The sequence below is a fragment of the Nonomuraea sp. NPDC050663 genome, assembly GCF_044456985.1.
Taxonomy (GTDB): Bacteria; Actinomycetota; Actinomycetes; order Streptosporangiales; family Streptosporangiaceae; genus Nonomuraea.
This window is the reverse complement of the sequence record NZ_JBITGL010000003.1, coordinates 833,547-857,555: the sequence shown is the minus strand read 5'-3', so window position 1 is coordinate 857,555 and position 24,009 is coordinate 833,547. Positions and strand designations below refer to the sequence as shown.

General features: G+C 72.5%; 32 protein-coding genes. 14 read left to right on the top strand and 18 right to left on the bottom strand.

The window, feature by feature from the left end:
- Positions 1–150 precede the first annotated feature (150 nt).
- From ACIBH1_RS12925 to ACIBH1_RS12910, 4 genes are read right to left on the bottom strand one after another with little or no spacing between them, the layout of a single operon-like run.
- Positions 151–627 carry a Clp protease N-terminal domain-containing protein gene (locus ACIBH1_RS12925; RefSeq protein ID WP_397313868.1) on the bottom strand — a complete coding sequence of 159 codons (477 nt, stop codon included), beginning with the start codon at positions 625–627 and terminating at the stop codon, positions 151–153.
- On the bottom strand, positions 627–857 hold the full coding sequence (locus ACIBH1_RS12920; RefSeq protein WP_181609812.1) for a hypothetical protein: 231 nt from the start codon (positions 855–857) through the stop codon (positions 627–629). The genes ACIBH1_RS12925 and ACIBH1_RS12920 overlap by 1 nt, the downstream gene beginning before the upstream one ends.
- Before the next feature lie 47 nt (positions 858–904).
- Entirely contained in the window at positions 905–1,696 is a 792-nt protein-coding gene (locus tag ACIBH1_RS12915) for an SGNH/GDSL hydrolase family protein (protein ID WP_397313867.1), read from the bottom strand.
- A gap of 26 nt (positions 1,697–1,722) precedes the next feature.
- Positions 1,723–2,382, bottom strand: coding sequence for a TetR/AcrR family transcriptional regulator (locus tag ACIBH1_RS12910; RefSeq protein WP_397313866.1), 660 nt, complete (start codon positions 2,380–2,382; stop codon positions 1,723–1,725).
- Positions 2,383–2,459: 77 nt separating this feature from the next.
- On the opposite strand from ACIBH1_RS12910, the gene ACIBH1_RS12905 reads away from it, so the two are divergent.
- The 3 genes from ACIBH1_RS12905 to ACIBH1_RS12895 all read left to right on the top strand — a co-directional run bounded on the left by ACIBH1_RS12905 (position 2,460) and on the right by ACIBH1_RS12895 (position 5,025).
- Positions 2,460–3,380 (top strand): ATP-binding cassette domain-containing protein, encoded by a 921-nt coding sequence (locus tag ACIBH1_RS12905; protein ID WP_397313865.1) that lies wholly within the window; start codon positions 2,460–2,462, stop codon positions 3,378–3,380.
- Positions 3,373–4,119: an ABC transporter permease gene (locus ACIBH1_RS12900; protein ID WP_397313864.1), complete on the top strand. Its 747-nt coding sequence runs from the start codon at positions 3,373–3,375 to the stop codon at positions 4,117–4,119. The genes ACIBH1_RS12905 and ACIBH1_RS12900 overlap by 8 nt, the downstream gene beginning before the upstream one ends.
- Before the next feature lie 120 nt (positions 4,120–4,239).
- Positions 4,240–5,025, top strand: coding sequence for a tetratricopeptide repeat protein (locus tag ACIBH1_RS12895; RefSeq protein WP_397313863.1), 786 nt, complete (start codon positions 4,240–4,242; stop codon positions 5,023–5,025).
- Between the two features lie 16 nt (positions 5,026–5,041).
- On the opposite strand, the gene ACIBH1_RS12890 is transcribed toward ACIBH1_RS12895, so the two are convergent.
- Positions 5,042–5,389, bottom strand: a complete 348-nt coding sequence (locus ACIBH1_RS12890; RefSeq protein WP_397313862.1) for a hypothetical protein — start codon at positions 5,387–5,389, stop codon at positions 5,042–5,044.
- A 65-nt stretch (positions 5,390–5,454) separates the two neighbouring features.
- Here ACIBH1_RS12890 and ACIBH1_RS12885 point away from each other — a divergent pair, with 65 nt between their 5' ends.
- On the top strand, positions 5,455–6,066 hold the full coding sequence (locus ACIBH1_RS12885) for an alpha/beta family hydrolase (protein WP_397313943.1): 612 nt from the start codon (positions 5,455–5,457) through the stop codon (positions 6,064–6,066).
- Between the two features lie 4 nt (positions 6,067–6,070).
- Here ACIBH1_RS12885 and ACIBH1_RS12880 read toward each other — a convergent pair whose 3' ends face one another.
- Positions 6,071–6,262 carry a DUF5999 family protein gene (locus tag ACIBH1_RS12880; protein ID WP_220133418.1) on the bottom strand — a complete coding sequence of 64 codons (192 nt, stop codon included), beginning with the start codon at positions 6,260–6,262 and terminating at the stop codon, positions 6,071–6,073.
- A 247-nt stretch (positions 6,263–6,509) separates the two neighbouring features.
- Positions 6,510–7,070, bottom strand: a complete 561-nt coding sequence (locus ACIBH1_RS12875) for a TetR/AcrR family transcriptional regulator C-terminal domain-containing protein (protein WP_397313861.1) — start codon at positions 7,068–7,070, stop codon at positions 6,510–6,512.
- Between the two features lie 156 nt (positions 7,071–7,226).
- On the opposite strand from ACIBH1_RS12875, the gene ACIBH1_RS12870 reads away from it, so the two are divergent.
- Positions 7,227–7,613, top strand: a complete 387-nt coding sequence (locus ACIBH1_RS12870) for a hypothetical protein (RefSeq protein WP_397313860.1) — start codon at positions 7,227–7,229, stop codon at positions 7,611–7,613.
- Positions 7,614–7,661: 48 nt separating this feature from the next.
- Here ACIBH1_RS12870 and ACIBH1_RS12865 read toward each other — a convergent pair whose 3' ends face one another.
- Genes ACIBH1_RS12865 through ACIBH1_RS12840 form a run of 6 tightly spaced genes read right to left on the bottom strand, consistent with a single transcriptional unit; the run spans position 7,662 to position 12,486 of the window.
- Positions 7,662–8,462: a glycerophosphodiester phosphodiesterase gene (locus ACIBH1_RS12865; RefSeq protein ID WP_397313859.1), complete on the bottom strand. Its 801-nt coding sequence runs from the start codon at positions 8,460–8,462 to the stop codon at positions 7,662–7,664.
- On the bottom strand, positions 8,462–9,010 hold the full coding sequence (locus ACIBH1_RS12860) for a TrmH family RNA methyltransferase (protein WP_397313858.1): 549 nt from the start codon (positions 9,008–9,010) through the stop codon (positions 8,462–8,464). The genes ACIBH1_RS12865 and ACIBH1_RS12860 overlap by 1 nt, the downstream gene beginning before the upstream one ends.
- On the bottom strand, positions 9,007–9,600 hold the full coding sequence (locus tag ACIBH1_RS12855; RefSeq protein WP_397313857.1) for a class I SAM-dependent methyltransferase: 594 nt from the start codon (positions 9,598–9,600) through the stop codon (positions 9,007–9,009). Before ACIBH1_RS12855 ends, ACIBH1_RS12860 begins: the two co-directional genes overlap by 4 nt.
- A gap of 11 nt (positions 9,601–9,611) precedes the next feature.
- Positions 9,612–10,559: a VWA domain-containing protein gene (locus ACIBH1_RS12850; RefSeq protein WP_397313856.1), complete on the bottom strand. Its 948-nt coding sequence runs from the start codon at positions 10,557–10,559 to the stop codon at positions 9,612–9,614.
- Positions 10,556–11,488 (bottom strand): DUF58 domain-containing protein, encoded by a 933-nt coding sequence (locus ACIBH1_RS12845; RefSeq protein WP_397313855.1) that lies wholly within the window; start codon positions 11,486–11,488, stop codon positions 10,556–10,558. The genes ACIBH1_RS12850 and ACIBH1_RS12845 overlap by 4 nt, the downstream gene beginning before the upstream one ends.
- Positions 11,485–12,486, bottom strand: coding sequence for an AAA family ATPase (locus ACIBH1_RS12840; protein WP_397313854.1), 1,002 nt, complete (start codon positions 12,484–12,486; stop codon positions 11,485–11,487). The genes ACIBH1_RS12845 and ACIBH1_RS12840 overlap by 4 nt, the downstream gene beginning before the upstream one ends.
- A gap of 89 nt (positions 12,487–12,575) precedes the next feature.
- Here ACIBH1_RS12840 and ACIBH1_RS12835 point away from each other — a divergent pair, with 89 nt between their 5' ends.
- Together ACIBH1_RS12835 and ACIBH1_RS12830 are read left to right on the top strand one after the other, a co-directional pair.
- Positions 12,576–13,289 (top strand): hypothetical protein, encoded by a 714-nt coding sequence (locus ACIBH1_RS12835; protein WP_397313853.1) that lies wholly within the window; start codon positions 12,576–12,578, stop codon positions 13,287–13,289.
- A gap of 47 nt (positions 13,290–13,336) precedes the next feature.
- Complete coding sequence (locus tag ACIBH1_RS12830) at positions 13,337–14,221, top strand: DUF2268 domain-containing protein (RefSeq protein WP_397313852.1); 885 nt, start codon at positions 13,337–13,339, stop codon at positions 14,219–14,221.
- Here ACIBH1_RS12830 and ACIBH1_RS12825 read toward each other — a convergent pair.
- Genes ACIBH1_RS12825 through ACIBH1_RS12815 form a run of 3 tightly spaced genes read right to left on the bottom strand, consistent with a single transcriptional unit; the run spans position 14,202 to position 16,315 of the window.
- Complete coding sequence (locus ACIBH1_RS12825; protein WP_397313851.1) at positions 14,202–14,432, bottom strand: hypothetical protein; 231 nt, start codon at positions 14,430–14,432, stop codon at positions 14,202–14,204. The genes ACIBH1_RS12830 and ACIBH1_RS12825 overlap by 20 nt on opposite strands.
- A gap of 57 nt (positions 14,433–14,489) precedes the next feature.
- Positions 14,490–15,125, bottom strand: coding sequence for a response regulator (locus ACIBH1_RS12820; protein ID WP_397313850.1), 636 nt, complete (start codon positions 15,123–15,125; stop codon positions 14,490–14,492).
- Positions 15,122–16,315 (bottom strand): sensor histidine kinase, encoded by a 1,194-nt coding sequence (locus ACIBH1_RS12815; protein ID WP_397313849.1) that lies wholly within the window; start codon positions 16,313–16,315, stop codon positions 15,122–15,124. Before ACIBH1_RS12815 ends, ACIBH1_RS12820 begins: the two co-directional genes overlap by 4 nt.
- Positions 16,316–16,450: 135 nt before the next feature.
- On the opposite strand from ACIBH1_RS12815, the gene ACIBH1_RS12810 reads away from it, so the two are divergent.
- The 5 genes from ACIBH1_RS12810 to ACIBH1_RS12790 all read left to right on the top strand — a co-directional run bounded on the left by ACIBH1_RS12810 (position 16,451) and on the right by ACIBH1_RS12790 (position 20,434).
- Positions 16,451–17,041 (top strand): ClpP family protease, encoded by a 591-nt coding sequence (locus ACIBH1_RS12810; protein ID WP_397313848.1) that lies wholly within the window; start codon positions 16,451–16,453, stop codon positions 17,039–17,041.
- Positions 17,038–17,661, top strand: a complete 624-nt coding sequence (locus tag ACIBH1_RS12805) for an ATP-dependent Clp protease proteolytic subunit (RefSeq protein ID WP_397313847.1) — start codon at positions 17,038–17,040, stop codon at positions 17,659–17,661. Before ACIBH1_RS12810 ends, ACIBH1_RS12805 begins: the two co-directional genes overlap by 4 nt.
- 144 nt (positions 17,662–17,805) lie before the next feature.
- A complete protein-coding gene (locus ACIBH1_RS12800) occupies positions 17,806–18,189 on the top strand; it encodes a hypothetical protein (protein ID WP_397313846.1) in 384 nt (127 codons plus the stop codon).
- Positions 18,190–18,332: 143 nt separating this feature from the next.
- Positions 18,333–19,094: a TSUP family transporter gene (locus ACIBH1_RS12795; RefSeq protein WP_397313942.1), complete on the top strand. Its 762-nt coding sequence runs from the start codon at positions 18,333–18,335 to the stop codon at positions 19,092–19,094.
- A 182-nt stretch (positions 19,095–19,276) separates the two neighbouring features.
- The gene (locus ACIBH1_RS12790; protein WP_397313845.1) at positions 19,277–20,434 is read left to right on the top strand and encodes a phosphotransferase; all 1,158 of its coding nucleotides are present in this window, start codon (positions 19,277–19,279) and stop codon (positions 20,432–20,434) included.
- A 25-nt stretch (positions 20,435–20,459) separates the two neighbouring features.
- Here the strand turns inward: ACIBH1_RS12790 and ACIBH1_RS12785 are convergent, their stop codons facing one another.
- Together ACIBH1_RS12785 and ACIBH1_RS12780 are read right to left on the bottom strand one after the other, a co-directional pair.
- Positions 20,460–21,596, bottom strand: coding sequence for an MFS transporter (locus ACIBH1_RS12785; RefSeq protein ID WP_397313844.1), 1,137 nt, complete (start codon positions 21,594–21,596; stop codon positions 20,460–20,462).
- Positions 21,593–22,342, bottom strand: coding sequence for a DeoR/GlpR family DNA-binding transcription regulator (locus tag ACIBH1_RS12780; RefSeq protein ID WP_397313843.1), 750 nt, complete (start codon positions 22,340–22,342; stop codon positions 21,593–21,595). The genes ACIBH1_RS12785 and ACIBH1_RS12780 overlap by 4 nt, the downstream gene beginning before the upstream one ends.
- A 44-nt stretch (positions 22,343–22,386) precedes the next feature.
- On the opposite strand from ACIBH1_RS12780, the gene ACIBH1_RS12775 reads away from it, so the two are divergent.
- Together ACIBH1_RS12775 and ACIBH1_RS12770 are read left to right on the top strand one after the other, a co-directional pair.
- Complete coding sequence (locus ACIBH1_RS12775; protein WP_397313842.1) at positions 22,387–23,358, top strand: helix-turn-helix transcriptional regulator; 972 nt, start codon at positions 22,387–22,389, stop codon at positions 23,356–23,358.
- 19 nt (positions 23,359–23,377) lie between these two features.
- The gene (locus tag ACIBH1_RS12770; protein WP_397313841.1) at positions 23,378–23,998 is read left to right on the top strand and encodes a LysE family translocator; all 621 of its coding nucleotides are present in this window, start codon (positions 23,378–23,380) and stop codon (positions 23,996–23,998) included.
- Positions 23,999–24,009: the final 11 nt, after the last annotated feature.

The window sequence follows — 24,009 nt, the reverse complement described above, 5'->3', positions numbered from 1 at the left end:
CGCCTCGGCCGGGGCCCGCACTCCTCCCGGGGTGCGGGCCCCGCCGCGTCCCGTCGTGTCCCGAGGGCATGCCTGGGGGCGGGTCCGGAGGGCGGGGTCCCGAGGGCGGGGTTCCGAGAGCGTGTCCCGAGGGCGAGTCCGGAGGGTGGGTCAGGCGGCCGGGGGCAGGGTGGCGTGGGCGCGGGTGACCAGGGCGTGCCGGTCGACGCCGGCCAGGGCCAGGGCGCGCGGCACGGTGCCGACCTCGGCGCCGAGGATGCCGATCAGCAGGTGCGCCGGCCGCAGGTCCTTCTTGTGGCGGGCGAACACCCCTCGCTCCAGCGCCGTCCGGGCGGAGGCGCCCATCTGGAGGCCGCGCGACGGGTGCGGGCTGGCCGCGGGCGGTCCCGAGGGCGCCAGCCGGACGCCGGCGGCGGCCAGGCTGTGCTCGAACTCGCGGTGCAGCGCTTCCCGCAGCGCCTGGTAGTCGAGGCCCGACGACGCCAGCAGCTCCAGGGTGACGCTCTCATGTCCCGCGGCAATCGCCAGGAGCACATGCTGGGCCTCGATGGTGGCCGAGCCCTCGCGGCGCGCCTCGTCACCGGCCTGGGTGAGGGTGAGGTGCAGGAACTCGTCGAACGCCTTCATCAGCGCCTCCGCAACTGGACGCCGGCGGCGATGAGCCGCTTGGCGTGCTTCTTGTGGACGGCCTGGCGGGTGACCCCGAGGGCCTCGGCGACCTGGGGCCAGCTCCAGCCTTCGCGCATCGCCTGCTCGACGGCGGCGTCCTCCATCCGGTCGGCCAGGCGGCGCAGGGCCACCACGGCCGCCAGACCGTCGGCGGGGTCCTGGACTTCGGGAATCTCAACACCGGGCATGTGGGCAACTTTAGTTGACTAATCCGAGTTTAGTCAACGCGGGTTGCTTAGTCGCGCACCGGCAGGAGCAGCGGGCGCTTGGCCGTACGGCCGTCGGCGGAGGAACGGCCGCGCAGGCGGCGCACCATCCACGGGCCCACGAACGTGCCCAGCCAGGCCGCCTCGGTGGCCGCCCGGCGCCAGGCGGGCACGAGGGGGAGCGGCATGAGCGGCTGGGTCCAGGAGGGGTCGCTGCCGGGCAGGGCGAGGGTGTCGGCGACGGCCGCGGCGATGAGGGCGTGGCCGCGCGGGGTGGCGTGGATGCGGTCGGAGCTCCACATGCGGGGATCGCAGGTCACGTCGTGGGGGTAGGCGTCGACGACGAGGACGCCGTGACGGGCGGCGGCGGCGCGCACGCGGTCGTTGAAGTCGAGCAGGCGAGGGCGCAGGCGCTTGACGATGGGCGCGATGCGGCCGATGTCGGGGAAGGTGAAGGTGACCACGGTGGGGGCCGCCTCCATCAGGCTGGCCGGGGGCGTGCCCCTGAGCGCGGCGAACATGGCTTCCAGGTGGCCGGTGACCGCGTCGGCGTCGAAGCTGGGCCGGATCAGGTCGTTCATCCCGGCCATCACGGTCACCAGGTCGGGCCGCAGCTCCAGCGCCGCGGGCAGCTGCTCGGCGCGGACGTGGGCGGCGAGCTTGCCGCGCACGGCCAGGTTGGCGTACTGCACCTGCCCGTCGGCCTCGGCGAGCAGCTCGGCCAGGCGGTCGGCCCAGCCCCGGTATCCGGTGAGCGGATCGCCGTCGTTCAGCCCCTCGGTCTGGGAGTCGCCGAGCGCCACATATCTCAGGAAAGGCACAACTCGTATATTACTCAATTTGTTGACTAGCGCACCCTGACGAGGGCCTCGATCCCGTCGAGGATGCGCTCGAGGCCGAAGCGGAACTCGGTCTCCATGCTCATGTCCATCTCCGCCCCCTGGAAGATGCCCGCCCGCACCAGGCGGCGCACCTCGGGCAGGCGGCCGTCGGCGGTCGCCCGGTCGAGGAAGTCGCTGTATCCGGCGGCCAGGGCGGCGGCCGACGGGTTGCGGTTGACGGTGACCGCCAGCGCCACCCCCGACTGCACCTGGGTGCTCAGCAGGAGTGCGCAGAAGAGCTGCTCGGCCTCGTCGAGGCCGGTGTCGCGCATGGCGTGCAGCACCCGGTCGAGCCAGGTCAGCTGGTTGGGCGAGGAGGGCGGGCCGGTGACCGGCGCGAGCGCCGTCCACGGGTGCTCCAGCAGCCTGGCGCGCATCGCCTCCGCCAGGTAGACCAGGCCCTCGCGCCAGCCGCCTCCCGTGGCCGGAGGCGGCGGCGGTCCGAGCGCCGTGTCGACCATCAGGGCCACCAGCTCGTCCTTGGTCGCCACGTGGCGGTACAGGGCCATCGCCGAGACGTCGAGCTGCTTGGCGACGCGGCTCATGGAGACGCTCTCCAGCCCTTCGGCGTCGGCCACCTCGACGGCGGCCTCGACGACCAGCTCCAGGCTCAGACCCTTCTTCATGCCGTCAGTTTACGCCATACGCCTAGCGGTGTATGGTCTAAACAAAGATGTATATGGCATAAACAAGGAGTCCCCTCATGACAGTCGTCGCCGAGGGCCTGTCCAAGGCCTACGGACGGCACACGGTCCTCGATCACCTGGACCTGACCGTGCCAAGCGGAGCCATCTACGCCCTGCTCGGGCCCAACGGAGCGGGCAAGACCACCACCGTGCGGCTGCTGGCCACGCTCCTGCGCCCCGACAGCGGCCGCGCCAGCGTGGCCGGGTTCGACGTGGTGAACGACCGCTCCGAGGTACGGCGGCGCATCAGCCTCACCGGCCAGCACGCCGCCCTTGACGAGCAGCAGACCGGCGAGGAGAACCTGCGCATGATCGCCCGCCTGACCGGCCTGTCCCGCCGGGCGGCCAGGGAACGGGCCGGGCAACTGCTGGAGCGCTTCGACCTCACCGAAGCCGCGGGGCGGCGCGTCAAGACCTACTCGGGCGGCATGCGACGCCGCATCGACCTGGCCGCCGGGCTCGTGGGGGAGCCCGAGGTGATGTTCCTCGACGAGCCCACCACCGGCCTGGACCCGCGCAGCCGCCAGGCCGTCTGGGAGGAGGCCGCCCGGCTGGCCGCGGCCGGGGTGACGATCTTCCTGACCACGCAGTACCTTGAGGAGGCCGACCGCCTCGCCGACCGCATCGCGCTGCTGCACCGCGGCCGGCTGGTCGCCGAGGGCACCGCCGCCGAGCTCAAGCACCGGGTCGCGGGCGAGCGCCTGGAGCTGACGCTGGCCGGCGCCGCCGCCTACGAGCACGCCGAGCTCATGCTCGGCGGCCGGATCGTCCGGCGCGACCCGGTCAGGTCGACCCTGGAGGTCACCACCGACGGGACCGCCGCCCACGTGCGCGAGCTCCTGGACGCCCTCGATCCCGGCCGCACCCTCGTCGAGCGCTTCGCCGTGCGCTCGGCCACCCTCGACGACGTCTTCCTGGAGGTGACCGCCGATGTCTGAGGTCCTCGTCATGGCTCGCCGTTCCGTACGGCTCAGCCTGCGCGCCGGTGACGCCCTCATCACCGCGCTCGCATTGCCGATCATGATGATGCTGCTGTTCGTGTACTTCTTCGGCGGGGCGATCGAGACCGGCGGGCCGTACGTGCAGCACGTCGTGCCGGGCGTGCTGGTGCTGTGCGCCGCCTACGGCGCGGGCACCACGGCGATGAGCGTGGCCAACGACATGGCCGAGGCGGTCATGGACCGGCTGCGATCGCTGGACGTGAGCGCGACGGCGCTGCTGGGCGGCCACGTGGCCGCCAGCGTGGCCCGCAACCTGGCCGCCACCGTGCTGGTCTTCGCGGTCGCCTTCGCGATCGGCTTCCGCCCCGTGGCCGCGCCCGGAGACTGGCTGCTGGCGGCGGCGCTGATCACCGCGTTCGTGACGGCCATGTCGTGGGTGGCGGCGGCCATCGGGCTGCTGGCCAAGACGCCGGAGGCGGCCAGCGGCTACGCGTTCGTCTTCGCCTTCCTGCCGTATCCGTCGAGCGCGTTCGTGCCGGTGGAGACGATGCCCGGCTGGCTGCAGGCCTTCGCCGCCGGCCAGCCGCTCACCCAGGTGATCGACTCGATGCGGGCGCTGCTGCTTGACGGGTCCGCGACGGTGCTGGGGGCGGCGTTCGTGTGGTGCGCGGCGCTCGGCCTCGCGGGAGTCGCCGCGGCGGCCGCCCTCTACCGGCTGCGCGTCAAGCGGGCCTAGAGGGGCGGACGCGACAGGGGTGGGCACGCTCGCCGTGCCCGCCCGCGCGTCGGGAGGCATAGACGGGACATGATCACCCGCGCTTCGTTAGGCTTTTCGCAGCCACGCGAAGGAGACCTCTTGACCCCCCCAGAGCTCGACACCTCCCCGCTCGACACCGCGCGGCGCCTGGCCGAGAACGGTGACCTGGAGGGAGCCGCGGAGATCTTCGGCCGGCTGGCCGGCGACGACTCGGCGCCCGAGCGCGCCCAGGCCGCGGTCGGCCTGGCCGTGGTGCTGGAGGAGCAGGGCGACCACCCCGGCGCCCGGCGCGCGGCGCGCATCGCCCTGTCGGCCGGGCCCACCGAGTACTCCGCCCAGGCGGCCTGCCTGCTGGCGCAGAGCTTCGAGCGCGAGGGCTCTGCCGAGCAGGCACGCGGAGCCTGGCAGGCCGTGCTCGGCGTGGGCCACGACGACTACGTGCCGCTGGCGCACATGGCCCTGGCCCGCCTGGCCGCCGAGGAGAACGACCTCGACGGGGCCGAGACGCAGCTGCGCGCGGCGCTGGAGGCCGGAGGGCCGATGACGGCGGCGCAGCGGCTGGCCGACCTGCTCCTGGAGCGGGGCGAGCCGGGGGAGGCGGCCGACCTGATCGAGGCGGCGCTGGAACGCGCCGACGACGACACCGCGGCCCGGCTGCGCGTGCAACTGGGCATCGCGCACCTGGAGCTGGCCTGCGCGCAGTTCGCCGCGGCGGCCGAGGACGGCCGCGACCGCGAGACCGTGTCGCTGGCCATCGAGCTGCTGGCGCGCACCCTGCCGCTGCGGGGCCGCCCGGAGCAGGCCGAGCAGGTGTGGAGCTACGGGCTCGACCACGACGACGAGGAACTGGCCGAGCAGGTACGGCTGCGCCGCGAGCGCGGCTAGCCGGCGGTGTGGGGGCTCAGTCGCGGGTGCCGAACACCACGGCCATGTTGACCAGGGCGATGCCGATCCAGACCACCATCAGCCCGACGAGGCCGGCCTGTTCCGAGGCGATCGCGGTGATCGGGATGCCGAAGATCAGCGAGCAGATCGCCACCGGCGTCACCGCCCCCGCGTTGCCGCCCTGCTTCTTCTTGCCCTTCTTGCGCTGGCCGGCGACCTCGGAGGCCACCTTGGCGGCGATCACCTCGTCGAGGCGGGCGGCGAAGGACTCCACGAGGGCGTGTTCGTAGTCGGGGCCGAGATCGCGACGGGCGTCCAAGGTGGCGTGCAGGTCCTGGCGGATCTCGCCTCGCATGTCAGACATACCTTCAATGTCGCAGAGGCTCGGCGGGCCGTCATCCTTCTTTCGGAGGACCCTGTGACAGCATGATGACCATGGAGATCGTCACGCCGCGCGGGCCCGCGCGGGTCGACCTGGACGAGGCGCCGGAGCCGGGCCTGCTGCTGGTGCTGACGCACGGCTCCGCCGGCACCGTCGAGGCGCCCGACCTGCTCGCGGTGCGCGACGCCGCCCTGAAGGCGGGCGTGAGCGTCGCCCGGGTCACCCAGCCCTTCCGGCTGGCCGGGGCGCGAGCGCCCGGCAGCCCGGAGCGGCAGGACGAGGCCTGGGCCGTGGTGCTGGGAGCGCTGCGCGACCGGTTCCCCGGGATGCCGGTGGTGCAGGGCGGGCGCAGCAACGGGGCGCGGGTCGCCTGCCGTACGGCCAGGGCGGTCGGGGCCGTGGCAGCGGTGGCACTGGCCTTTCCCCTGCACCCGCCCGGCAGGCCGGAACGTTCCAGGGCGCAGGAGCTCAGGGGCGCGGGGGTGGAGGTGCTGGTGATCAATGGGGATCGTGACCCCTTCGGCATCCCCGACCCGGCCGACGCCACCCGTCTGGTGGTGTTGCCGGGGGAGGGCCACGATCTCAAGAAGAACCCCGAAAAAGTCGGCGAACTGGTCGCCGGGTGGATCGCGGACCGGATGGACTCCTGGGCCCGCTGATCCGTCAGATGGCGGCTGGCAGGGGCCGATGCGGGGCGATCACAGCGCCGCTCGGCAACAGCTCACCGGTGTCCTCGAAGAGGACGACCCCGTTGCAGAGCAGGCTCCACCCCTGTTCGGGATGGCAGGCGAGGGTGCGCGCGGCCTCTCGGTCGAGCGCGTCTGCCGGCGGACAGGCCGGGTCGTGCGGGCACATCGGCGTGCCTCCGATATCTCGTGGATGGATCCGGGCGCCAGACCCGGAAACAATAGGTCCTAGCAAGTGTGCGACGCAGGTCACAGTTCCCGACATAGTCCGTTAGGACGGTTGAAGGAGGAGGTTTGCCGGGGCGGATGTGACCTAACACACAGAGTGCCCATCCCGGAGGCCCGCTCCAACGGCAACACGCCGACAAAGCGGGCTGTTTCTTTGGCAGTCCTTGCTGGACCGCGCTCGCTCCGGTTCAGCCGCCGAGCCCGCGCAGGAGGGCGTCGAGGCCGCGCTCGAAGTCGGCGTCGGCGCCCGCGTCACGCCTGGTCCAGGTGTCGACCTCGGGATCGGCCCAGCCGGAGGCCTGGACCTCGACGGCGACGCTGCCGAAGACGAAGGCGCGCAGCGACCGTACGGCGTCGGCGGCGTCGCCGAGCCCGAGCTCGTCGAGCTGGTCGACCTGCTCGCGGATGGCCAGGGCGGTAGCCCCTTTGGGTGGTTTGGTGAGCGCCAGCGCGAGCACGCCGGGATGCTCGCGCAGCGCCTCGCGCCCGGCGTGGCACCAGGCCCTGGCCGTCTCCTGCCAGGTGGCGGCGCGCTCGACCTGGACCGCCGTGACGTGCTCGGCCAGGGCGTCCATGAGCGCCTCCTTGCCGCGGGGCAGGTGGTGGTAGATGGCCATCGCCTCGACCTCCAGCGCGTCGCCGAGCCTGCGCATGGTCAGCCTGCGCAGGCCCTGGCTGTCGGCGATGTGGAGCGCGGCGTCGATGATGCGCTCGCGGGAGAGCGGGACGGGCGGTCGCTTGGCAGGCATGGTGATCATCCTGCCAACCGGGACATTACTTTGTAAAGGCGCCGCGCCGGTGGTGACCTCTTCGCCCGGGGCACGACACGTGCCGCCTGCGGGGAGGGCTAGGCTTTGTCTGGTACCGGCCCTGGTACCGGCAAGGTGAAAGGCAGAGGAAGTCCCATGGCGTTTTTCCGTCCGCGGGTCAGCCGCGAGGCCGAGGTCCGCTTCCACGCGGATCAGGAGATCTCGCAGAGCTTCCCCGAGTCGCTCGACAAGGCCCGTACGGCCGAGCAGCGGGTGCGCGAGCTGCAGGCGGCGCACGCCGACGAGGTCGAGCTGCGTGAGGCCGGGCTGGCCCTGGACAAGGCGCTCACCGAGGCGCTGAGGGCCGCCGAGGCGGGCCAGCGCGCGACCTTCGGGGTCAAGGCCTACGACGACCGGATCGCCCGCCGCAAGGCCAGGGCGACGCCCAAGGGCGCGATGTGGACCTCCGAGGTCGACCGGCTGCGCACGCTGCGTGAGCAGAACCGGCTGACCGGAATCCCGCGGGTGCCCGCGGTTCGCTGAGCGTGGCGTGAGGCCGCCTCCTGGGTGCAGGGGGCGGCCTTCGTGCGTCTAGGCGGCGTTGTCGCGGTGTTCCCACAGGCCGCGCCGGTCGAGCACGCCGCGCAGGCCCGTCACGTTGTCGGTCATGATGCCGTCGACGCCCAGGTCGAGCAGCCGCTCCATGCGGACGGGGTCGTTGATGGTCCACACGTGCACCTGCATGCCCAGGGCGTGGGCGGTGCGCACCAGGGCGCGGGTGGTGACCCGAAGGCCCCGGAAGCCGAGCGGGATCTGGGCGCACGGGATCTGCGCGCGCGACAGGCGCGCGAACAGCCGACCGTAGCCCGAGGTGGCCGCGGCGGCGCGCAGGGCGGCCACGCCGCGCGGGCCGAGCGCCGTGCACACCTCGCGCCCCATCGCGGCGCGGGCGCGGGCCAGGCGCTCGTCGGAGAAGGAGGTCAGGCAGACGCGCTCGTAGGCGTTGGTGCGCTGCACGACGCGGGCCAGCGGCAGGATCGCGCCGGCCTCCTTGACGTCGATGTTGAAGCGGGCCTCGGGGAAGGAGCCGATGAGCTCCTCCAGGACGGGGATCGGGTGGGCGCCGCCGATGCGCGCCTGCCGTACGACCGAGTAGGGAAGCTCGGCGACGCGGCCGCGCCGGTCGGTGACGCGGTCGAGGGTGTGGTCGTGGAAGGCCAGCAGGACGCCGTCGCTCGTGGCGTGGGCGTCGGTCTCGAGGTAGGTGTAGCCCAGGCGCACGGCGTGCTCGAAGGCCGCCATGGAGTTCTCGGCCCCTTCAAGGGCGCCGCCCCGGTGGGCGAAGGCCAGGGGGCCGTGGTGGTCGAGGAAGCTGAAGCGGCGGCTGAGCATCACAGGCCTTCGGGGGAGAGGGTCTGCCATTCCTGGCGGCGGGTCTCGGCCAGGGCGATGGCGGCGGCGACGGCGACGTTGAAGGAGCCGACCTTGCCGACCTGCGGGATGTAGATCTCGCCGTCGGCGGCTTCGAGCAGGGCGGGGGAGCAGCCGTGGTCCTCGCTGCCGACGACCAGGCACACGTCGCGGGCGAGGTCGGCGCGGAACAGCGGTCTGGCCTCGCCGGTGAGTTCGACGGCGAGCACGGTGTAGCCGTCGGCGCGGGCCTCCTGGACGGCCTGGACGGCGGTCAGGCCGTCCTTCCAGGGGACCAGCCGGTCGGTGCCGAGGGCGGTCTTGCCCGCCTTGGGGTTGGTCGGCGGGGTGGAGTTGCCGGCCAGCCAGATCTGGTCGGCGCCGAACGCCGCGGCGCTGCGGAAGATGGATCCGACGTTGAACGGCCCGGTCACCGACTCCAGGATCAGCGCCAGGCGGTGCTCGGTGGAGCGCCGCCAGGTGCGGTTGAGCCGCTTGACGTCGGTGGGCCGGAGCTGCTTGCGGATCATCGGGTCACCTTCAGGATGCGGTAGGCGGCTCGGGAGGTGTGGCGGGTGGCCTGCCAGCCCTGCTCGCCGAGCCAGCGCTGCAGGGAGTCGGAGCCGAGGTGCTTCTGCACCACGAGGTAGGCCACCCCGTCGCCGGTCAGGCGGTCGAGCCAGCGGGTGAGCATGGCGTGCAGGGCGGGCTTGCCGATGCGGATCGCCGGGTTGGACCAGATGGCCGAGAACCGGGGTTCCGGCGGCATCTCGTCGGCATGCACGGGACTTACTTTGTAAAGGCGGGCGGTCTGGGCGTTACGCCCCGTGAGCTCCAGGCTGCGCCTGTTGACGTCGACGGCCCAGACCCGCGCCTGCGGCGCGCGCGAGGCCATCGTCAGCGCGATCGGGCCGTAGCCGCAGCCCAGGTCGAGCAGGTCGCCCTCCTGGGGAGGCGCCGGCACCGACTCCAGCAGGATCCGGGTGCCCAGGTCGATCTTCTCGGGGGAGAAGACGCCCCGGTCGGTCTCCAGCTTCAGGTGCAGGTCGGGCAGGACCAGGTCGACCGTGCCCGGCCTGCTGGCCGCCTCCGGCCGCTCCTCGAAGTAGTGCGCGCTCACGTGCCAAAACGTTACGGGATGCGAGAGCCCAGCAGGACCGCCGCGCCCGCCACCAGCACGCCGACCAGGATCGCCGCGATGATGAATCGCTGGCTGATCTCCTGGTTGACCAGCTTGTAGCCGAGCGAGGTGCCGATCTGCTCGTAGACCTCGCGCAGCTCCGTGCCCGATTCCGCGGAGTAGGCGCGGCCGGTGGTCCCGTCGGACAGCGACTGCAGGGTGGCCTTGTTGACCGGCACGTTCACCGGCCTGCCGTCGATCTCCACGGTGCCCTCCTGCGTGCCGTACGCGATCGTGGAGACCGGCACGCGCGCCTGGGTGGCGGCCTGGATGGCCTCGTTGACGCCCCGGCCCGAGGTGTTGTCGCCGTCGGACAGCAGGACGATCGCGGCAGGCGGCGGGTCGGTGGCGGCACGCTGGTCGAAGGAGCGGATGGAGTCGAGGGAGTTGAAGACCGCCTCGCCGATGGCGGTGCCGGGGCGGGTGGTCAGGTTGCCGATGGCGGTGGCGACCGCCTGGTGGTCGGTCGTGGGGGAGATGACCACGTTGGCCGAGCGGGCGAAGGAGACCAGGCCGACGTTGAAGCGGTCGGGCAGCTCCAGCGCGAACTGCTGGGCGGCGGCCTTGGCGGCGGTGATGCGGTTGGGGGTGACGTCGTCGGCCTCCATCGACAGCGACACGTCGAGCGCGATCATGATGGTGGCGCGGTCGCGCGGCACCTTCACCTCGAAGGCCGGCTTGGCGGCGCCGATCACCAGCAGGCTCATCATGACGAGGAACAGCGCCGGCGCGACGTGCCTGCGCCAGCCGGGTCCGGCGGGCACGACCAGGTCGAGCAGGGCCAGGTTGGTGAAGCGCACGGTGTAGCGGCGGCGCATCAGCTGGGAGGCGACGTAGGCGCCGATGATCAGGGCGATCAGGGCGAACAGCCACAACCATCCGGGCGCGAGGAAGGTCATGACGGCCGCCTGCGGGAGTGCACCATGCGCCGTTGCTGGAGGGTGAAGTGGGCGATGTCGTGCACCCAGTCGCGGTCGGTGCGCAGCACCAGGTGGGCCACGCCCGCGCGGCGCAGTGCGATGCGGGTGCCCTCGCGCTGCAGGGCGGCCGCTTCCGCGTACGCCTGCCGTACTCTCGGTGTGAGGTGCACGTCGCGTACGTTCCCGCTCTCGGGGTCGCTGAACGCGATTCTGCCCACGTCGGGCAATTCGAGCTCCCGGGGGTCGATGACCTCGACGGCCAGCACCTGATGGCGGGCGGCCAGGCGGCGCATGGGCCGCTCCCAGGCGCGCTCCATCTCGGGGTCGAGGCTGGGGTAGGCGTCGAGGAAGTCGGAGACGATCACCCGCAGGCCGCGGCGCCGGCGCGTGGAGGCCAGCACCTCGAGTCCCTCGGCCAGGTCGGGGGCGTCCGGCACGGTGCGGCCGCGCGGCGCGTCGCTGAGGGAGTGCAGCAGGCCGTACAACGCGGGCCGCCCGGTGCGGGCGGGCATGCGGTGGATGTACTCATCGTGCAGGACCAGCACGCCGAACCTGTCGCCGACCCGGCTGGACAGGAAGCCGATCGCGCCGATGGCCGAGACGACCAGGTCGCGCTTGTCGGTGTCGGCGGTGCCGAAGTCCATGCTGGCCGACAGGTCGGCCAGCGCCCAGGTCTCCAGCTCGCGGTCGGCCACCAGGTCGCGCACGTGCGGCACCGTCGTGCGGGCGGTGACGGCCCAGTCCATGCGCCGCACGTCGTCCTCGCCCGGCACGTACATGCGGCTGTCGCCCGACTCGCTGCCGGGACCGGGCAGCAGGCCCTGGTGCATGCCGTGCATGAGGCCGTCGAGCTTGCGGGTGATGGTCAGCTCCAGCCTCCGCAGCGCCACCTCCGCCCTGTTGGTCATCGTTGCTGGTTCCACACGACCAGGGGCGGGGGCACGGCGTGCAGGATCTGCCGCACCACCTGCTCGGGGTCGATGCCGTCGGCCAGGGCGTCGAAGGTGAGCATGAGCCGGTGTCCCATCACGTCGGCCGCCACGTCGCGCACGTCGTCGGGGAGCATGTAGTCGCGCCCGCGCAGCAGCGCGAGGGCGCGCCCGGCCGAGACCAGCCCGAGCGTGGCGCGCGGGCTGACGCCGATCTCGATCGTGTCGGCCAGGTCGCCCAGGCCGTACTCCGACGGCGCGCGGGTGGCCATGACCAGGCGCACGACGTAGTCGGCGACGAGCTGGTGGACAGAGACCTGCTCGGCCTGCTTCTGCAGCCCCATGAGCGTGTCGGGGTCGAGCACGCGCTCGGGCACCGGCGGGGTGACGCTCATCCGGTGCAGGATCTCCAGCTCCTCGTGGGCGCTGGGGTGCGGCACCCGCACGCGGAACAGGAAGCGGTCGCGCTGCACCTCGGGCAGCGGGTAGACGCCCTCGGACTCGATGGGGTTCTGGGTGGCCAGCACGATGAACGGCCTGGGCAGCGGGTGGGTGACGCCCGCCAGGGTCACCTGGCGTTCGGCCATGACCTCCAGCAGCGCCGACTGCACCTTGGCCGGGGCGCGGTTGATCTCGTCGGCCAGCAGGAAGTTGACGAAGACGGGGCCGAGCTCGACGTCGAACTGCTCGGAGGAGGGATGGTAGACGCGGGTGCCGACGATGTCGCTGGGGACCAGGTCGGGGGTGAACTGGATGCGGGCGAAGGTGCCGCCCACGACGGTGGCCAGCGTCGAGGCGGCCAGGGTCTTGGCCACGCCCGGGACGCCCTCGAGCAGGCAGTGGCCGCGGGCCAGCAGCGCCACCGCCAGCCGCTCCACCATGTGCTCCTGGCCGACGATGACCCGGCGGACTTCGTCCAGCGCCTTGCGCAGGACGGTCGCGTCGGTCTCGCTGGGCAGCTGTTCGGCGACGTTCATGATTGCCATCTTCCCCAAGTTGGCGCGTTTCGTGCATGAAGCGCGGCCGTTGCACGGTATTCACAGCTTTCCTTGGGAACATTGGCGATATGGCAAGCCCCTTGCAGTACGGCGACCCGCCGCGGCTCGGCCCGTTCGTCATCCAGGCGCGCCTGCACAGCATGCCCGCCGGGTTCGTCTACCTGGGGCAGGCCGACGACGGCCGCGCGGTGTCGATCGCGCTGCTGACCAGGGGAGCGGCGCTCGACGGCGCCGCACGCGACCGGTTCGTCACCGCGGTGCGCGAGGCCTCGCCGCGGCGAGGCACCGTGCTGACGGGGCCGGCGGTGCTGGAGTCGGACCTTGGGGAGGCGCCGTGGGCGGCCACGCCGTACCAGCCAGGCCGTCCGGGGGCCGAGCGGTACCTGGAGCCGGTCATGGTCGGCGGCATCTTGCTGGGGGAGGTGCACGGGCCCGACTACGTGCCCTACTGGCTGACCGACCGGGCGCCCGCGCTGCCGGGCGCCGGGCGGCCGCCGCGCCCGGCGACCGAGACGCGGCGGCGCGTGCTGCTGGCGCTGGCGGTGCTGCTGGCGTTGCTGCTGCTGGGAGTGGTGATCGCGATCCTGCTGTTCCGGGGGCTGGACGACACCGAGCCGGTGCGGCGTCCGCTGCCGCCGACGGTGTTCGAGCCCACGCCCCCGCCGACGCCCGAGTCGCAGCAGCCGCAGCCCGAACCGTCGCCGACGCCCTCGCAGAGCACGCCGGGCGGCACCTCGCCGGGACTGCCGCCGGGCGAGGAGGACCCGGACGGCGAGATCTAGCGAAAGCGCTTGAGCCTCACGCGGCGTGAGGTCCTAGCGTCTCCGCCATGAAGCTCATCATTCACGACACCCTGTCCGCGACGGCGGACCTGCTGCGGCGCCCGCTGGAGGAGCGGCCGCAGGCACTGCGCGAGATGCTCGCCCCGATCAGGGAGCTGATCCCGATGCCGGGCGACCACGTCGACATCCACCACCAGGGCGGCGGCTTTCGCGTCGACCGCGACGACCCGCGCTACCTGGCCGCGATCGAGGACCTGGCGGGGCTGCCGGGCGAGATCGAGGAGGAGATCGGGCGGGCGCTGGAGCACCTGAAGGCGGTGGTGCCCGGCGTGAAACACCCGGAGGAGCTGCAGGTGATGTTCGTCCTGGGCGACCCGGACGACGAGCACCTGATGCGCACCTCGGGCGGCTACTACGGCATGGGCTCCTCGCCCGGGTGGCTGTACCTGCTGGCCTGGCCGGGGCCTGGGGTGCGCGAGCGCATCAAGCACTGCGCGGTGCACGAGTTCCACCATCAGGTGCGGTACATGAACGTGGAGTGGAACCCGGTGACGGTGACCGTCGGCGAGCACCTGGTGGCCGAGGGGCTGGCGGAGGCGTTCGTGCGTGAGCTGTCGGGGCCGGAGGCGATGGGGCCGTGGTCGGGCATGGTGACCGGGGCGAGGTTCGACCGGGCGCTGGAGCTGACGATGGCGGCCATCGACCTGGAGGGCATGATGCACACGCCCGCGTACGTGCTGGGGGACTCGGCGATCACGCGGTTCGGCGGGGAGCCGCGCGGCATCCCCGACATGGCGGGATACGCGGTGGGGCTGCACCTGGTGGACCTCTACCTCGCCCAGAGCGGGTCGTCGGCGGCGGCCGCCTCGGTGCTCCCGGCGGCGCGGATCCTCACCCCGGAGGTGCGCCGGCTCAGCGTCGCTCGCGGGTGACCGCCTCGATGCGGAAGCCCATTCCCACCAGCGCCGTGGTGCAGCACACGATGATCAGGCCGAGGGGCGGGTCGCCCTTGGTGACCAGCCAGGCTCCGGCCAGCAGGCCCACGCCGGCGATCAGGCACAGATTGCCCAGGCTGCGCAGCCCTTCGACGGCCTGCTGATGCCGGGTGGCCGCCCGCTCGTCGGGTCCTTCTGGAGGGGTCACGGTGGCCGAGCCTTCCATACCGGGGCGATCGTCGCCAGAGTCCGGCTGAGCCACGGCTCAGCTGGGGCTGACGAAGCCGGACTCGTAGGCGGCGATGACGGCCTGGGTGCGGTCGCGGGCGCCCAGTTTGGCGAGCACGTTGCCGACGTGGGTCTTGACCGTCTCGCCGCTGACGACCAGCTCGGCGGCGATCTCGGCGTTCGACAGGCCTCTGGCCACCAGCCGCAGCACCTCCCCCTCCCGTTCGGTCAGGCCCGTCAGGGCGGGCCGCCGGGCCGTATGGGCGCCGGCCAGGCGGCGGATGGCCGCCGGGAACAGCAGCGTCTCGCCGGCCGCCACCACGCGCACCGCCTGCACGAGGTCGTCGGGCCTGGTGCGCTTGAGCAGGAAGCCGCTGGCCCCCGCGCGCAGCGCCTCGTAGACGTAGTCGTCGTTCTCGAAGGTGGTGACCACGAGCACCTTCGGCGGCCGGTCCATGGCGACCAGCCGGGCGGTGGCCTGGATGCCGTCGACGCCGGGCATGCGCACGTCCATGAGGACGACGTCGGGCCGTTCGCGGCGCACGACGCCGATGACCTCGGCGCCGTCGGCGGCCTCGCCGACGACCGTCAGGCCGGGCTCGGAGTCGAGGATGACGCGCAGGCCGGTCCTGATGAGGTCCTCGTCGTCGGCGATCACTACCTTGAGCGTCATGGCGTCGACCGTAGCGGCAGGCTGACCCGGACCTGCCAGCCGCCCTCGTGCGGTCCTGCCTCGACGCTGCCGCGCAGCAGGTGGACGCGCTCGGTGATGCCCCGCAGGCCGCGTCCGCCGCCGGGCGCGCGGCGGCGGCCGATGGGGTTGCTCACCTGCAGGTCGAGGTGGTCGTCGTGGACGGCGGCCGCGAGCCGTACGGGGCCGGTGCCGTGCTTGAGGGCGTTGGTGAGCGATTCCTGCACGATGCGGTAGGCCTCGCGGCTGACCAGGGCGGGCACGTGCGTCAGGTCGCCGAGGTCGGCCTCGACGCGGGCGCCGGACCCGGCTATGAGGCCGGGCAGGTGGGTGAGGTCGGGCTGCGGCTGGGTGGTGCGGGTGTCGTCGGCGCGCAGCACGCCGAGCACGTGGTCGAGCTCCTCCAGCGCCTGGCGGGCGGCCTGTTCGATGGCGGCCAGCGACTGCCGCGCGGCGCCGGGGTCGCGGTCCAGGATGCGCGCGGCGGCGGCCGACTGGATGGTGACCACGCTGAGGGCGTGGCCGACCGAGTCGTGCAGGTCGCCGGCGAGCCGGTTGCGTTCGGCCAGGACACGCGTCTGCTCTTCCGCGGCCTTGAGCCGCTCGGTGGGCGAGGGCCCGAGCAGGGCGGGGGCGAAGCGGGCCAGCAGCCCTCCGGCCAGCCAGGCGACCGCCACGAGCGCCGCCAGGGCGGCCAGGCCGGCCACGGGCAGCCAGGCCAGGTGCCAGCCGGGCCCGATCGGGCGGTCGAACATGCGCCAGCGGTCGCCGGCGAACGGCACCGCGAGCGTCCACAGCGTGAACGGGACGACGGCCAGCGTCATGCCGCTGGCCACGCCGCCGATGCCCAGGTGGGCGGTGAACCAGGTGGCGCTGCGCCGCCGTTCGTCCCAGGTGCGGCGCTGCCCGCGCGGCACGGGGGCGATGTCGGCGCCGAGCAGCGCCTGGGCGGGTGGCGCGGCCAGGGCGCGCACCGGCAGGACGAGGCCGGTGACGAAGACCAGGGGCAGCACGGCCAGGAAGACCAGCGGCTGGACGGCCAGCAGCGGGCTGCCGGCCTCGCCGATGCCGTACAGGGCCGTGATCACCTCGCCGGCCATCATGTACGGCATCAGCACGGCCCCGCCGAAGATCAGGCAGATCCAGCGCCTGCCCAGTTCGCCCCATCTCACGCTCACCATCATATGTCGAGCGAAATTCACTCTGGGCATATTGTGCTTTTAGAGAAATGCGCGCACGGCGAAATTGCATTTCCATTTCGAATGCCGTCTGTAGGGTCGAGGTAATTCGAGAGAAAGGATCGGATTATGTCCGGGACCCCTACCGCCGCCTGGCCTGAGCAGCTCGGTCAGCGGCTGCTCAAGGAGCGCATCGTCGTTCTCGGCCAGGAGGTCGACGACGACATCTGCAATCGGCTGTGCGGCGAGTTGCTTTTGCTGGCGGCGGCCGATCCCGACCGCGACATCACGCTTTACATCAATTCACCGGGCGGCGCCGTGCACGCCGGGATGGCGCTCTACGACATGATGCAGTTCATCCCGTGCGACGTGGCGACGGTCGCCATGGGTTTCGCGGCTTCGATGGGGCAGTTCCTGTTGTCCGCGGGCACGCCCGGCAAGCGTTACGCGCTGCCGCACGCCCGCATCGTGATGCACCAGCCGCTGGGCGGCATCAGGGGCACCGCCACCGACATCCAGATCCAGGCCGAGAGCCTGCTCTACACCAAGCGGCTGATGGCCGAGCTGATCGCCGGGCACACCGGGCAGCCGTTGTCGCGCATCCAGGAAGACTCCGACCGCGACCGCTGGTTCACCGCCCAGGAGGCTCTGGAGTACGGCTTCGTCGACCACGTCGTGCGCAGCGCCAAGGACGTCACGGCGGGGGTGACGCCGCGATGAACTCCCGTTACGTGGTGCCGTCCTTCACCGAGCGCACCTCCTACGGCGTCAAGGAGATGACGCCCTACACCAAGCTCTTCGAAGACCGGGTGATCTTCCTCGGGGTCCCGATCGACGAGACCTCGGCCAACGACGTGATGGCGCAGTTGCTCACGCTGGAGTCGATCGATCCCGACGCCGACATCAATCTCTACATCAACTCCCCCGGCGGGGAGTTCACGGCGATGACGGCCATCTACGACACCATGCAGTTCGTCCGGCCCGAGATCCACACCGTCTGCATCGGTCAGGCCGCCTCGGCCGCGGCCGTGCTGCTGGCCGCGGGCACGCCCGGCAAGCGCGCCGCGCTCCCGCACGCCCGCATCCTGCTGCACGAGCCGCACACCCAGGGCGGTTTCGGCCAGTCGAGCGACATGGAGATCGCCGCGCGCGAGATCCTGCGCATGCGCGACCTGCAGGAGCAGTTGCTGGCCCGGCACACCGAGCGGCCGGCCGCCGACATCCGCAAGGAGCTGACCCGTGACCGCATCCTGACCGCCGAGGAGGCGCGCTCCTTCGGCGTGATCGACGACGTCTACGCCAGCCGCAAACGCAGCCTGGCACGGGCGGCGGCCTCCTGAGGTTCACGCGGCGTTCACCTTCTGACGCGAGCATGACAAGATCGCGAACACTGGGCGCAAAGTCTTCAGTCAGAGCGGCTCCGCGGTTCAAGATCAGTGCTGCGAACGGGCACCGAGATCCGTTCCTGCGGAGGGAATGCTGTGATGAAGACCCTGATCAAGACGGCCGTGGCGGGCATCGGCGTGGCGGCGGCGACCATGCTGCTGGCCTCTCCCGCCTCGGCCGCCTCGTTCTCGTGGAACGTCGGCGACGGCACCGTCAGCTACAACGACGGCACCGACTCCATCTGTGCCCAGGCGTACAACTCGGAGGGTGCGCGTTGGGTCGAGGTGACGGTCACGCCGGTCAACGGTGGCGGCCCGTCGTTCACCTTCCGTGACAACAACAACTACTACGGCCACTCCGGCTCCACCTGCCGGAGCCTGGCCACCGCCTACGAGGACACCTACTACCGGGCGACCGTGCGCACCTACTGGGGTGAGCGCGGCACGACCGTGAGCCGCGGCTCGAAGCTCTTCTACAGCTGATCGGTTCAGCCCTGGAGGACCCTGTAGGACCCTGTGGGGCCTGCCTCGCTCCGGCGTGGCGGGCCCCACGTTTTTGTGGGATTCGGGTGGCCTTATACCCTCATTGCGGTTTCTTTGCCGTGGGTCGGGGGAGTGGCGTGTCGCTGTCGCTTGAGCAGATCCTGTTGCTGCTGGTGGCTGCGGCCGGAGCGGGATGGGTCGACGCCGTCGTGGGCGGTGGCGGGCTCCTGCAGCTGCCCGCCCTGCTGGTGGCAGGGGTCGGGCCGGTCCAGGCGATGGCCACCAACAAGCTCTCGTCGGTCTTCGGCACGGCCTCGGCCGCGGTGACCTACGCGCTCACCACGAAGATCGACCGCCGGGTGGCCGTGCCGGCCGGCGCGACGGCGGTCCTCGCCGCCGGGCTGGGCGCGCTGGCGGCGAGCGCGGTCAGCGCCGAGGTGCTCCGGCCCCTGGTGATGGTGGTGCTGCTGGCCGTGGCCGCGTTCGTCACCTTCCGCCCGGCGATGGGGGCGGTGCCGCAGCCGCACCTGCGCACCGCGCGGCGTTCGTTCGCCGCGATCGTCGTCACCGGCGTGGTGATCGCCTTCTACGACGGCGTCATCGGGCCGGGCACGGGCACGTTCCTGATCATCGCCTTCACCACGATTCTCGGGCTCGACTTCGTCGCCGCCTCGGCCACCTCGAAGATCATCAACACCGGGACGAACCTGGGGGCGCTGGCGGTCTTCGCCTGGCAGGGGCACATCCTGTGGGCGCTGGGCCTCGGCATGGCGTTGTGCAACATCGGCGGCGCGCAGCTCGGGGCGCGCATGGCGCTGCGCAAGGGCACCGGGTTCGTGCGCGTCGTGCTTCTGTGCGTCGTGGTGGCGATGGTGGCCCGCCTCGCCTGGCAGCAGTGGGGATGAACCGGCACGGAGGTTGACAGGGGTGCGGCGGGCGCGGTTATCGTGAGGATCAGCGCGCCGGGGAGCGCGCCGCGGCTCGCCGGAAGGCTCGAAGTCACCCCCGTCCATGTTCTCGGCTGAGCGACGCACGCCCCTGCTCTGTCCGGCCCGCGCGAGCCCGGGCGACGAGCTGAGGTGCTCCCATGAAGACGCTCCCCGACAACCCCAACCTCGACCACCTGCGCCGTCAGGCCAAGGACCTCCTGTCGGGCCTGCGCGACAGCGAGCCCGGCACCACCCTGGCCCGGGCGCAGGCCTCCCTCGCCGGGCAGTACGGCTTCGCGTCCTGGCCCGAGCTGAAGGCGGAGGTCGACCGCCGCCGCGACACCGCCGAGACGGCCGACCCCCGGCTCGCCCGCGACCTGGCCGAACGCTTCGGCCTCGGCGAGGTGATCGAGCCCATGCGGTCGCTGGCCAGGCCCGACGAGAGCGGACGCCGCTGGTCGCTGCGCACCGGGCGGGGCCGCTGGGCCGTACGGACGATGGACACCTGGCACGCCATCGTCGACGCGGAGACCGAGGTCGCGCTGCAGGAGGCGGCTCTGGACAGGGGCGTGGCGCTGCCCGTCCCGGTGCGCGGCCGCTCCGGCGCACTCGTCGAGGAGGTCGGCGGGCACTCGTGGCGGGTGTGCGAGTGGCCGCACTCGGGGCCCCCGCTGTCGGCGCCGGTCGGGGCCGCCGCGTGCCGTCAGGTGGGCGAGATCCTCGCGATCCTGCACGGGCTGAGACTGCCGGTCGACCGCGTCAGCCCCTGGCACCTGCACCGTCATCGGTGTCAGAGCTGGCCGGGCCTGGCCGCCGAGGCGCGCTCCCGGCACGCGCCCTGGTCGGACGAACTGGACAAGGCGGTCGCCGTCCTGACCGAGCTGGAGACGGTCGGCGCCGGTGAGCCCGCCCCCGAGGTGGTCGTGCTGACCCACAACAGCCTCGGGCCCGGCAACGCCCGGCACGGCCGCGACGGGCGGCTGGTGGTCACCGGGTGGGAGCACGCGGGCGGCCAGCCACCCGCGTGGGAGCTGGCCGAGGCGCTGATGAACTGGTGCGTCGACCCCGACGGCGGCGTCAACGCCGCCGGGGCCCGCGCGCTGGTGGAGGGGTACGGCCCCGCCAGAACGCTACAGCTCGGCGACTTCCGGGGGGCGGTGACGAGTCTCGACAACTACGTCTCCGGGCAGGTGTGGGTGGCGCTGGAGGCGTCCATCGGCGAGGACCTGCGGTTCGCCGAGCGCAACATGCGGCATCTGCTGACGCACTTGCCGAACCTGGCGGCCCTGGAGAGGCTGCTCACGGTCACCTCCTGAGCGCGGGTCAGCTTTTGAGCGCGGGTCACCGCCTCAGTGCGGGGGCCGCGAGTGCCACGACGAGGCTTCCGGCCACCGGTACGGCCAGCGCCACGGCCAGGCCGGTGACCTCGGCGATCGCGCCGATGATCACCGGTCCGGCCAGGAAGCCCAGGTAGCCGATGCTCACCACCCTGGCCAGGGCCCGGCCGGCGAAGGCGGGGTCGCGGTGCCCGGCGGCGGAGAAGACCTGCGGCACGGTGCACGACAGTCCCGCTCCGAACAGGGCGAAACCGGCCACCGCCGCCGCCGGGTGACCGGCCAGCAGGGCCGTACCCAGCCCGGTGGCGGCCAGCAGGGCGCAGCCCGCCACCAGCCGCACGGGGCCCAGCCGTACGGCGAGCCGGTCGCCGGCCAGGCGCCCGGCGGTCATGGCCACCGCGAACGCGGCGTAGCCGGCGGCGGCCAGGCCGGGCCCGCTGCCGAGCGTGTCGTGCAGGTAGACCGAGCTCCAGTCGGTGGCCGCGCCCTCGCCCACCAGGCACCAGAAGGCCAGCACGCCCAGCAGGAGCACGCCCCTGGGCGCGGGACCGCCCTGCCGGCGGGGCGCGGGCGGCGTGCGCAGGGCCGCTCGGGCGGTCAGGGCCGCCGCCGCGGTGACGACGGACCCGGCGGCCAGGAACGTCGTGGTGACCGTGACGCCGGCGGCGGCAAGCAGACCGCCCGATCCGGCGCCGAGGAATCCGCCGATGCTGAACACGGCGTGCATCTTCGACAGCAGCGGACGGCCGCGCAGCGCCTCGACCGCGACGGCGTTGGCGTTCATGGAGACGTTGAGCACGCCGTAGCAGCCGCCGAAGGCGAACAGCGTGAGGACCAGCATGGGCAGGCCGCCGGCCAGGGAGGGGGCGAGCAGGGCGGGGCCGAGCGCCAGAGCCGAGGGGATCATGAGGCGGTGGCTGCCGAGCCGGTCGATGAGGGGGCCGGTCGCCTGCATGCCCGCCATGCCGCCCGCGGCCATGGCCAGCAGGCCGACGCTGAGCTGCAGGTCCGACAGGGCCAGGGCGTGCTTGATCGCGGGGATGCGTGAGGTCCACGCGCCCATCGCCAGGCCCCCGGCCAAGAACAGCAGGCAGACGGCGGCCACCTGGCCGCGGGTGCTCTCGCGGGATAAGACGCTCATACTCTGCGCACCGCCACTCCGGCCGCGACCAGGGCGTCGAGCTCCTCCTGGGGCGCGCCCTCGTCGGTGACCACCACGTCGAGGCCGGACAGCCCGCACACCGAGCCGAACGAGGCACGCGAGAACTTGCCCGAATCGCACACGGCGACCGTGCGGCGCGCCGAGGCCATCGCCGCCTGCTTGACCGCCACCTCGGGCAGGTCGTGGGCGGTGAGCCCGTCACGGGCCGACAACCCGCAGCAGCCGATCACCGCGGTGTCGAAGCGGCACCCCCTGATCGAGCTCTCGGCCAGGGGGCCGGTGACGTTGAGCTCGCCGGGCCGTACCTGGCCGCCCGGGAGCACGAGCCGCACCCGCTCGGCGCCGGCCAGCACGCCCACGGCCTGCAGCGCCAGCGGCATCACCGTCACCCGCCGCCCGGCGAGGGCGCGGGCGACCTCCAGGCAGGTGGTGCCGCCGTCGAGCACGACGGCCTCCCCGTCGGCGATCAGTGCGGCGACCTCGGCGGCGATGCGGCGTTTGGCCTCGACCGCCTCCATCTCGCGCACGCCGAACGGCGGCTCCTCGCCGCGCAGCAGCAGCGACAGCGCGCCGCCGCGCACGCGGCGCACCACGCCCTGGCGGGCCAGCTCGTCCAGGTCGCGGCGGATCGTCATCTCCGAGACATCGTGCTCGGCGGCCAGCTCGGCGACCGAGACGCTGTCGTGGGATCGCAAGGTGTTCAAGATGGCTAGCAAACGCTCCATGTGTTCATACAAACATCATCGGTGTGTGAAATACAATGGACCTCATGCGAGCCAGCCGCCTGCTCTCCCTCCTGCTGCTGTTGCAGACGCGGGGCCGGATGACCGCACCGGAGCTGGCCGAGCAGCTCGAAGTGTCGGTGCGCACCGTCTACCGCGACGTCGACGCGCTGTCGGCGGCCGGCATCCCCGTCTACGCCGACCGCGGACCGGCCGGCGGCTACCAGCTGCTCGACGGCTTCCGCACCCGCCTCAACGGCCTGACCGCCGAGGAGGCCTCCGGCCTGTTCCTGGCCGCGCTGCCCGGCCCCGCCGCCGAACTCGGGCTGGGACGGCTCGCGGCCAACGCCGAACTGAAACTCCTGGCCGCCCTGCCGCCCGAGCCGCGCTCCCACGCCGCCCGCATGCGCGAACGTTTCCACATGGACGTGCCCGGCTGGTATCGCGGCGCCGACGACGTCCCGCACCTGGGCGAGGTGTCGGAGGCGCTGTGGGAGGAGCGGGCGCTGCGCATGATCTACCGCCGGTGGGGCCAGCAGGAGGTCGAGCGCGAGATCGACCCGTACGGGCTCGTCCTCAAGGGCGGCTCCTGGTACCTGGTGGCCGCGCCCCCGGGCAGCTCGCCGCGCACCTACCGGGTCTCGCGCATCCTGAAGATCGAACGGCTGGAGCGCACCTTCGAACGGCCCGCCGGCTTCGACCTGGCCGCCTTCTGGCAGGCCTACGCCGCCGAGTTCCTGCAGAAGATGTACACCGCGGAGGCGCTGATCAGGCTCGCCCCCGACCTCGACGGGCTGTTCCGCTACACCGTCGGCGAGGAGGTCGGCCACCGGGCCCTGGCCGCCGCGAGCGAGCCCGACGCCGACGGCTGGCGCACCCTCACCCTGCCCATCGAGTCGATCAGGCACGCGCGCTGGGTGCTGCTGCGGCTCGGCGCCATGGTCGAGGTGCTGGGACCCCCGGAGCTGCGCGCGCTGATGGCCGAGGAGGCCGGAAAACTAGCGGAGATGTACCAGTAGATCCGGCAGGATCGGGTGCATGTATCTGCTCGCCTTCATCGGTGCGTGCGTGCTGGTGGCCATGGTGCCCGGCGTCAGCACGGCCATCATCATGCGCCAGACCATCCGATCGGGACGCGGCTCGGGGCTGGCCACCACGCTCGGCAACGAGACCGGCATCCTGCTGTGGGCGCTGGCCGCCGCCTTCGGCCTGACCGCGCTGCTGCTGGCCTCCCAGGTGGCCTACGACATCATGCGCATCGCGGGCGCGGTGGTGCTGCTCGTCATGGGCGCCCAGGCGTTGTGGCAGGCTCGCCGCGCCACCGCCGCCGCCGTCGAGCTTCAGGGCGAGGTGGCCTCCGGCTGGCGCCGCCCGTACCTCATGGGGCTGGGCACGTGCCTGGCCAACCCCAAGGCGGCGGTGTTCGCGCTGTCGTTCCTGCCGCAGTTCGTGCCCGAGGGGCAGAACGTGCCGCTGACGCTGGTGGCGCTGGCGCTCATCTGGGTCGTGGTCGACACGGTGTGGTACGGCCTGGTCATCTGGGCGGTCGCCCGCGCCAAGGCCGTCCTCGGCCGCCCGGCCGTGCGCCGCAGGCTGGAGCAGGTCTCGGGGATCGTGCTGATCGGCCTGGGGGTGCGCCTGGTGGTGGAGGCCCGGTGAGGGCACTTCTC

Bases quoted from the DNA above. Each gene is read 5' to 3' on its own strand.
- ACIBH1_RS12830 (WP_397313852.1), top strand. From the start codon at position 13,337: ATGAAGCTCATCATTCACGACACCCTGTCCGCGACGGCGGACCTGCTG.
- ACIBH1_RS12875 (WP_397313861.1), bottom strand. From the start codon at position 7,070: ATGCCTGCCAAGCGACCGCCCGTCCCGCTCTCCCGCGAGCGCATCATC.
- ACIBH1_RS12790 (WP_397313845.1), top strand. From the start codon at position 19,277: ATGAAGACGCTCCCCGACAACCCCAACCTCGACCACCTGCGCCGTCAG.
- ACIBH1_RS12920 (WP_181609812.1), bottom strand. From the start codon at position 857: ATGCCCGGTGTTGAGATTCCCGAAGTCCAGGACCCCGCCGACGGTCTG.
- ACIBH1_RS12840 (WP_397313854.1), bottom strand. From the start codon at position 12,486: ATGAACGTCGCCGAACAGCTGCCCAGCGAGACCGACGCGACCGTCCTG.
- ACIBH1_RS12860 (WP_397313858.1), bottom strand. From the start codon at position 9,010: ATGATCCGCAAGCAGCTCCGGCCCACCGACGTCAAGCGGCTCAACCGC.
- ACIBH1_RS12865 (WP_397313859.1), bottom strand. From the start codon at position 8,462: ATGCTCAGCCGCCGCTTCAGCTTCCTCGACCACCACGGCCCCCTGGCC.
- ACIBH1_RS12770 (WP_397313841.1), top strand. From the start codon at position 23,378: ATGTATCTGCTCGCCTTCATCGGTGCGTGCGTGCTGGTGGCCATGGTG.
- ACIBH1_RS12835 (WP_397313853.1), top strand. From the start codon at position 12,576: ATGGCAAGCCCCTTGCAGTACGGCGACCCGCCGCGGCTCGGCCCGTTC.
- ACIBH1_RS12925 (WP_397313868.1), bottom strand. From the start codon at position 627: ATGAAGGCGTTCGACGAGTTCCTGCACCTCACCCTCACCCAGGCCGGT.
- ACIBH1_RS12885 (WP_397313943.1), top strand. From the start codon at position 5,455: ATGACCATGGAGATCGTCACGCCGCGCGGGCCCGCGCGGGTCGACCTG.
- ACIBH1_RS12810 (WP_397313848.1), top strand. From the start codon at position 16,451: ATGTCCGGGACCCCTACCGCCGCCTGGCCTGAGCAGCTCGGTCAGCGG.
- ACIBH1_RS12780 (WP_397313843.1), bottom strand. From the start codon at position 22,342: ATGGAGCGTTTGCTAGCCATCTTGAACACCTTGCGATCCCACGACAGC.
- ACIBH1_RS12880 (WP_220133418.1), bottom strand. From the start codon at position 6,262: ATGTGCCCGCACGACCCGGCCTGTCCGCCGGCAGACGCGCTCGACCGA.
- ACIBH1_RS12845 (WP_397313855.1), bottom strand. From the start codon at position 11,488: ATGACCAACAGGGCGGAGGTGGCGCTGCGGAGGCTGGAGCTGACCATC.
- ACIBH1_RS12775 (WP_397313842.1), top strand. From the start codon at position 22,387: ATGCGAGCCAGCCGCCTGCTCTCCCTCCTGCTGCTGTTGCAGACGCGG.
- ACIBH1_RS12805 (WP_397313847.1), top strand. From the start codon at position 17,038: ATGAACTCCCGTTACGTGGTGCCGTCCTTCACCGAGCGCACCTCCTAC.
- ACIBH1_RS12850 (WP_397313856.1), bottom strand. From the start codon at position 10,559: ATGACCTTCCTCGCGCCCGGATGGTTGTGGCTGTTCGCCCTGATCGCC.
- ACIBH1_RS12890 (WP_397313862.1), bottom strand. From the start codon at position 5,389: ATGTCTGACATGCGAGGCGAGATCCGCCAGGACCTGCACGCCACCTTG.
- ACIBH1_RS12785 (WP_397313844.1), bottom strand. From the start codon at position 21,596: ATGAGCGTCTTATCCCGCGAGAGCACCCGCGGCCAGGTGGCCGCCGTC.
- ACIBH1_RS12910 (WP_397313866.1), bottom strand. From the start codon at position 2,382: ATGAAGAAGGGTCTGAGCCTGGAGCTGGTCGTCGAGGCCGCCGTCGAG.
- ACIBH1_RS12905 (WP_397313865.1), top strand. From the start codon at position 2,460: ATGACAGTCGTCGCCGAGGGCCTGTCCAAGGCCTACGGACGGCACACG.
- ACIBH1_RS12820 (WP_397313850.1), bottom strand. From the start codon at position 15,125: ATGACGCTCAAGGTAGTGATCGCCGACGACGAGGACCTCATCAGGACC.
- ACIBH1_RS12900 (WP_397313864.1), top strand. From the start codon at position 3,373: ATGTCTGAGGTCCTCGTCATGGCTCGCCGTTCCGTACGGCTCAGCCTG.
- ACIBH1_RS12800 (WP_397313846.1), top strand. From the start codon at position 17,806: ATGAAGACCCTGATCAAGACGGCCGTGGCGGGCATCGGCGTGGCGGCG.
- ACIBH1_RS12870 (WP_397313860.1), top strand. From the start codon at position 7,227: ATGGCGTTTTTCCGTCCGCGGGTCAGCCGCGAGGCCGAGGTCCGCTTC.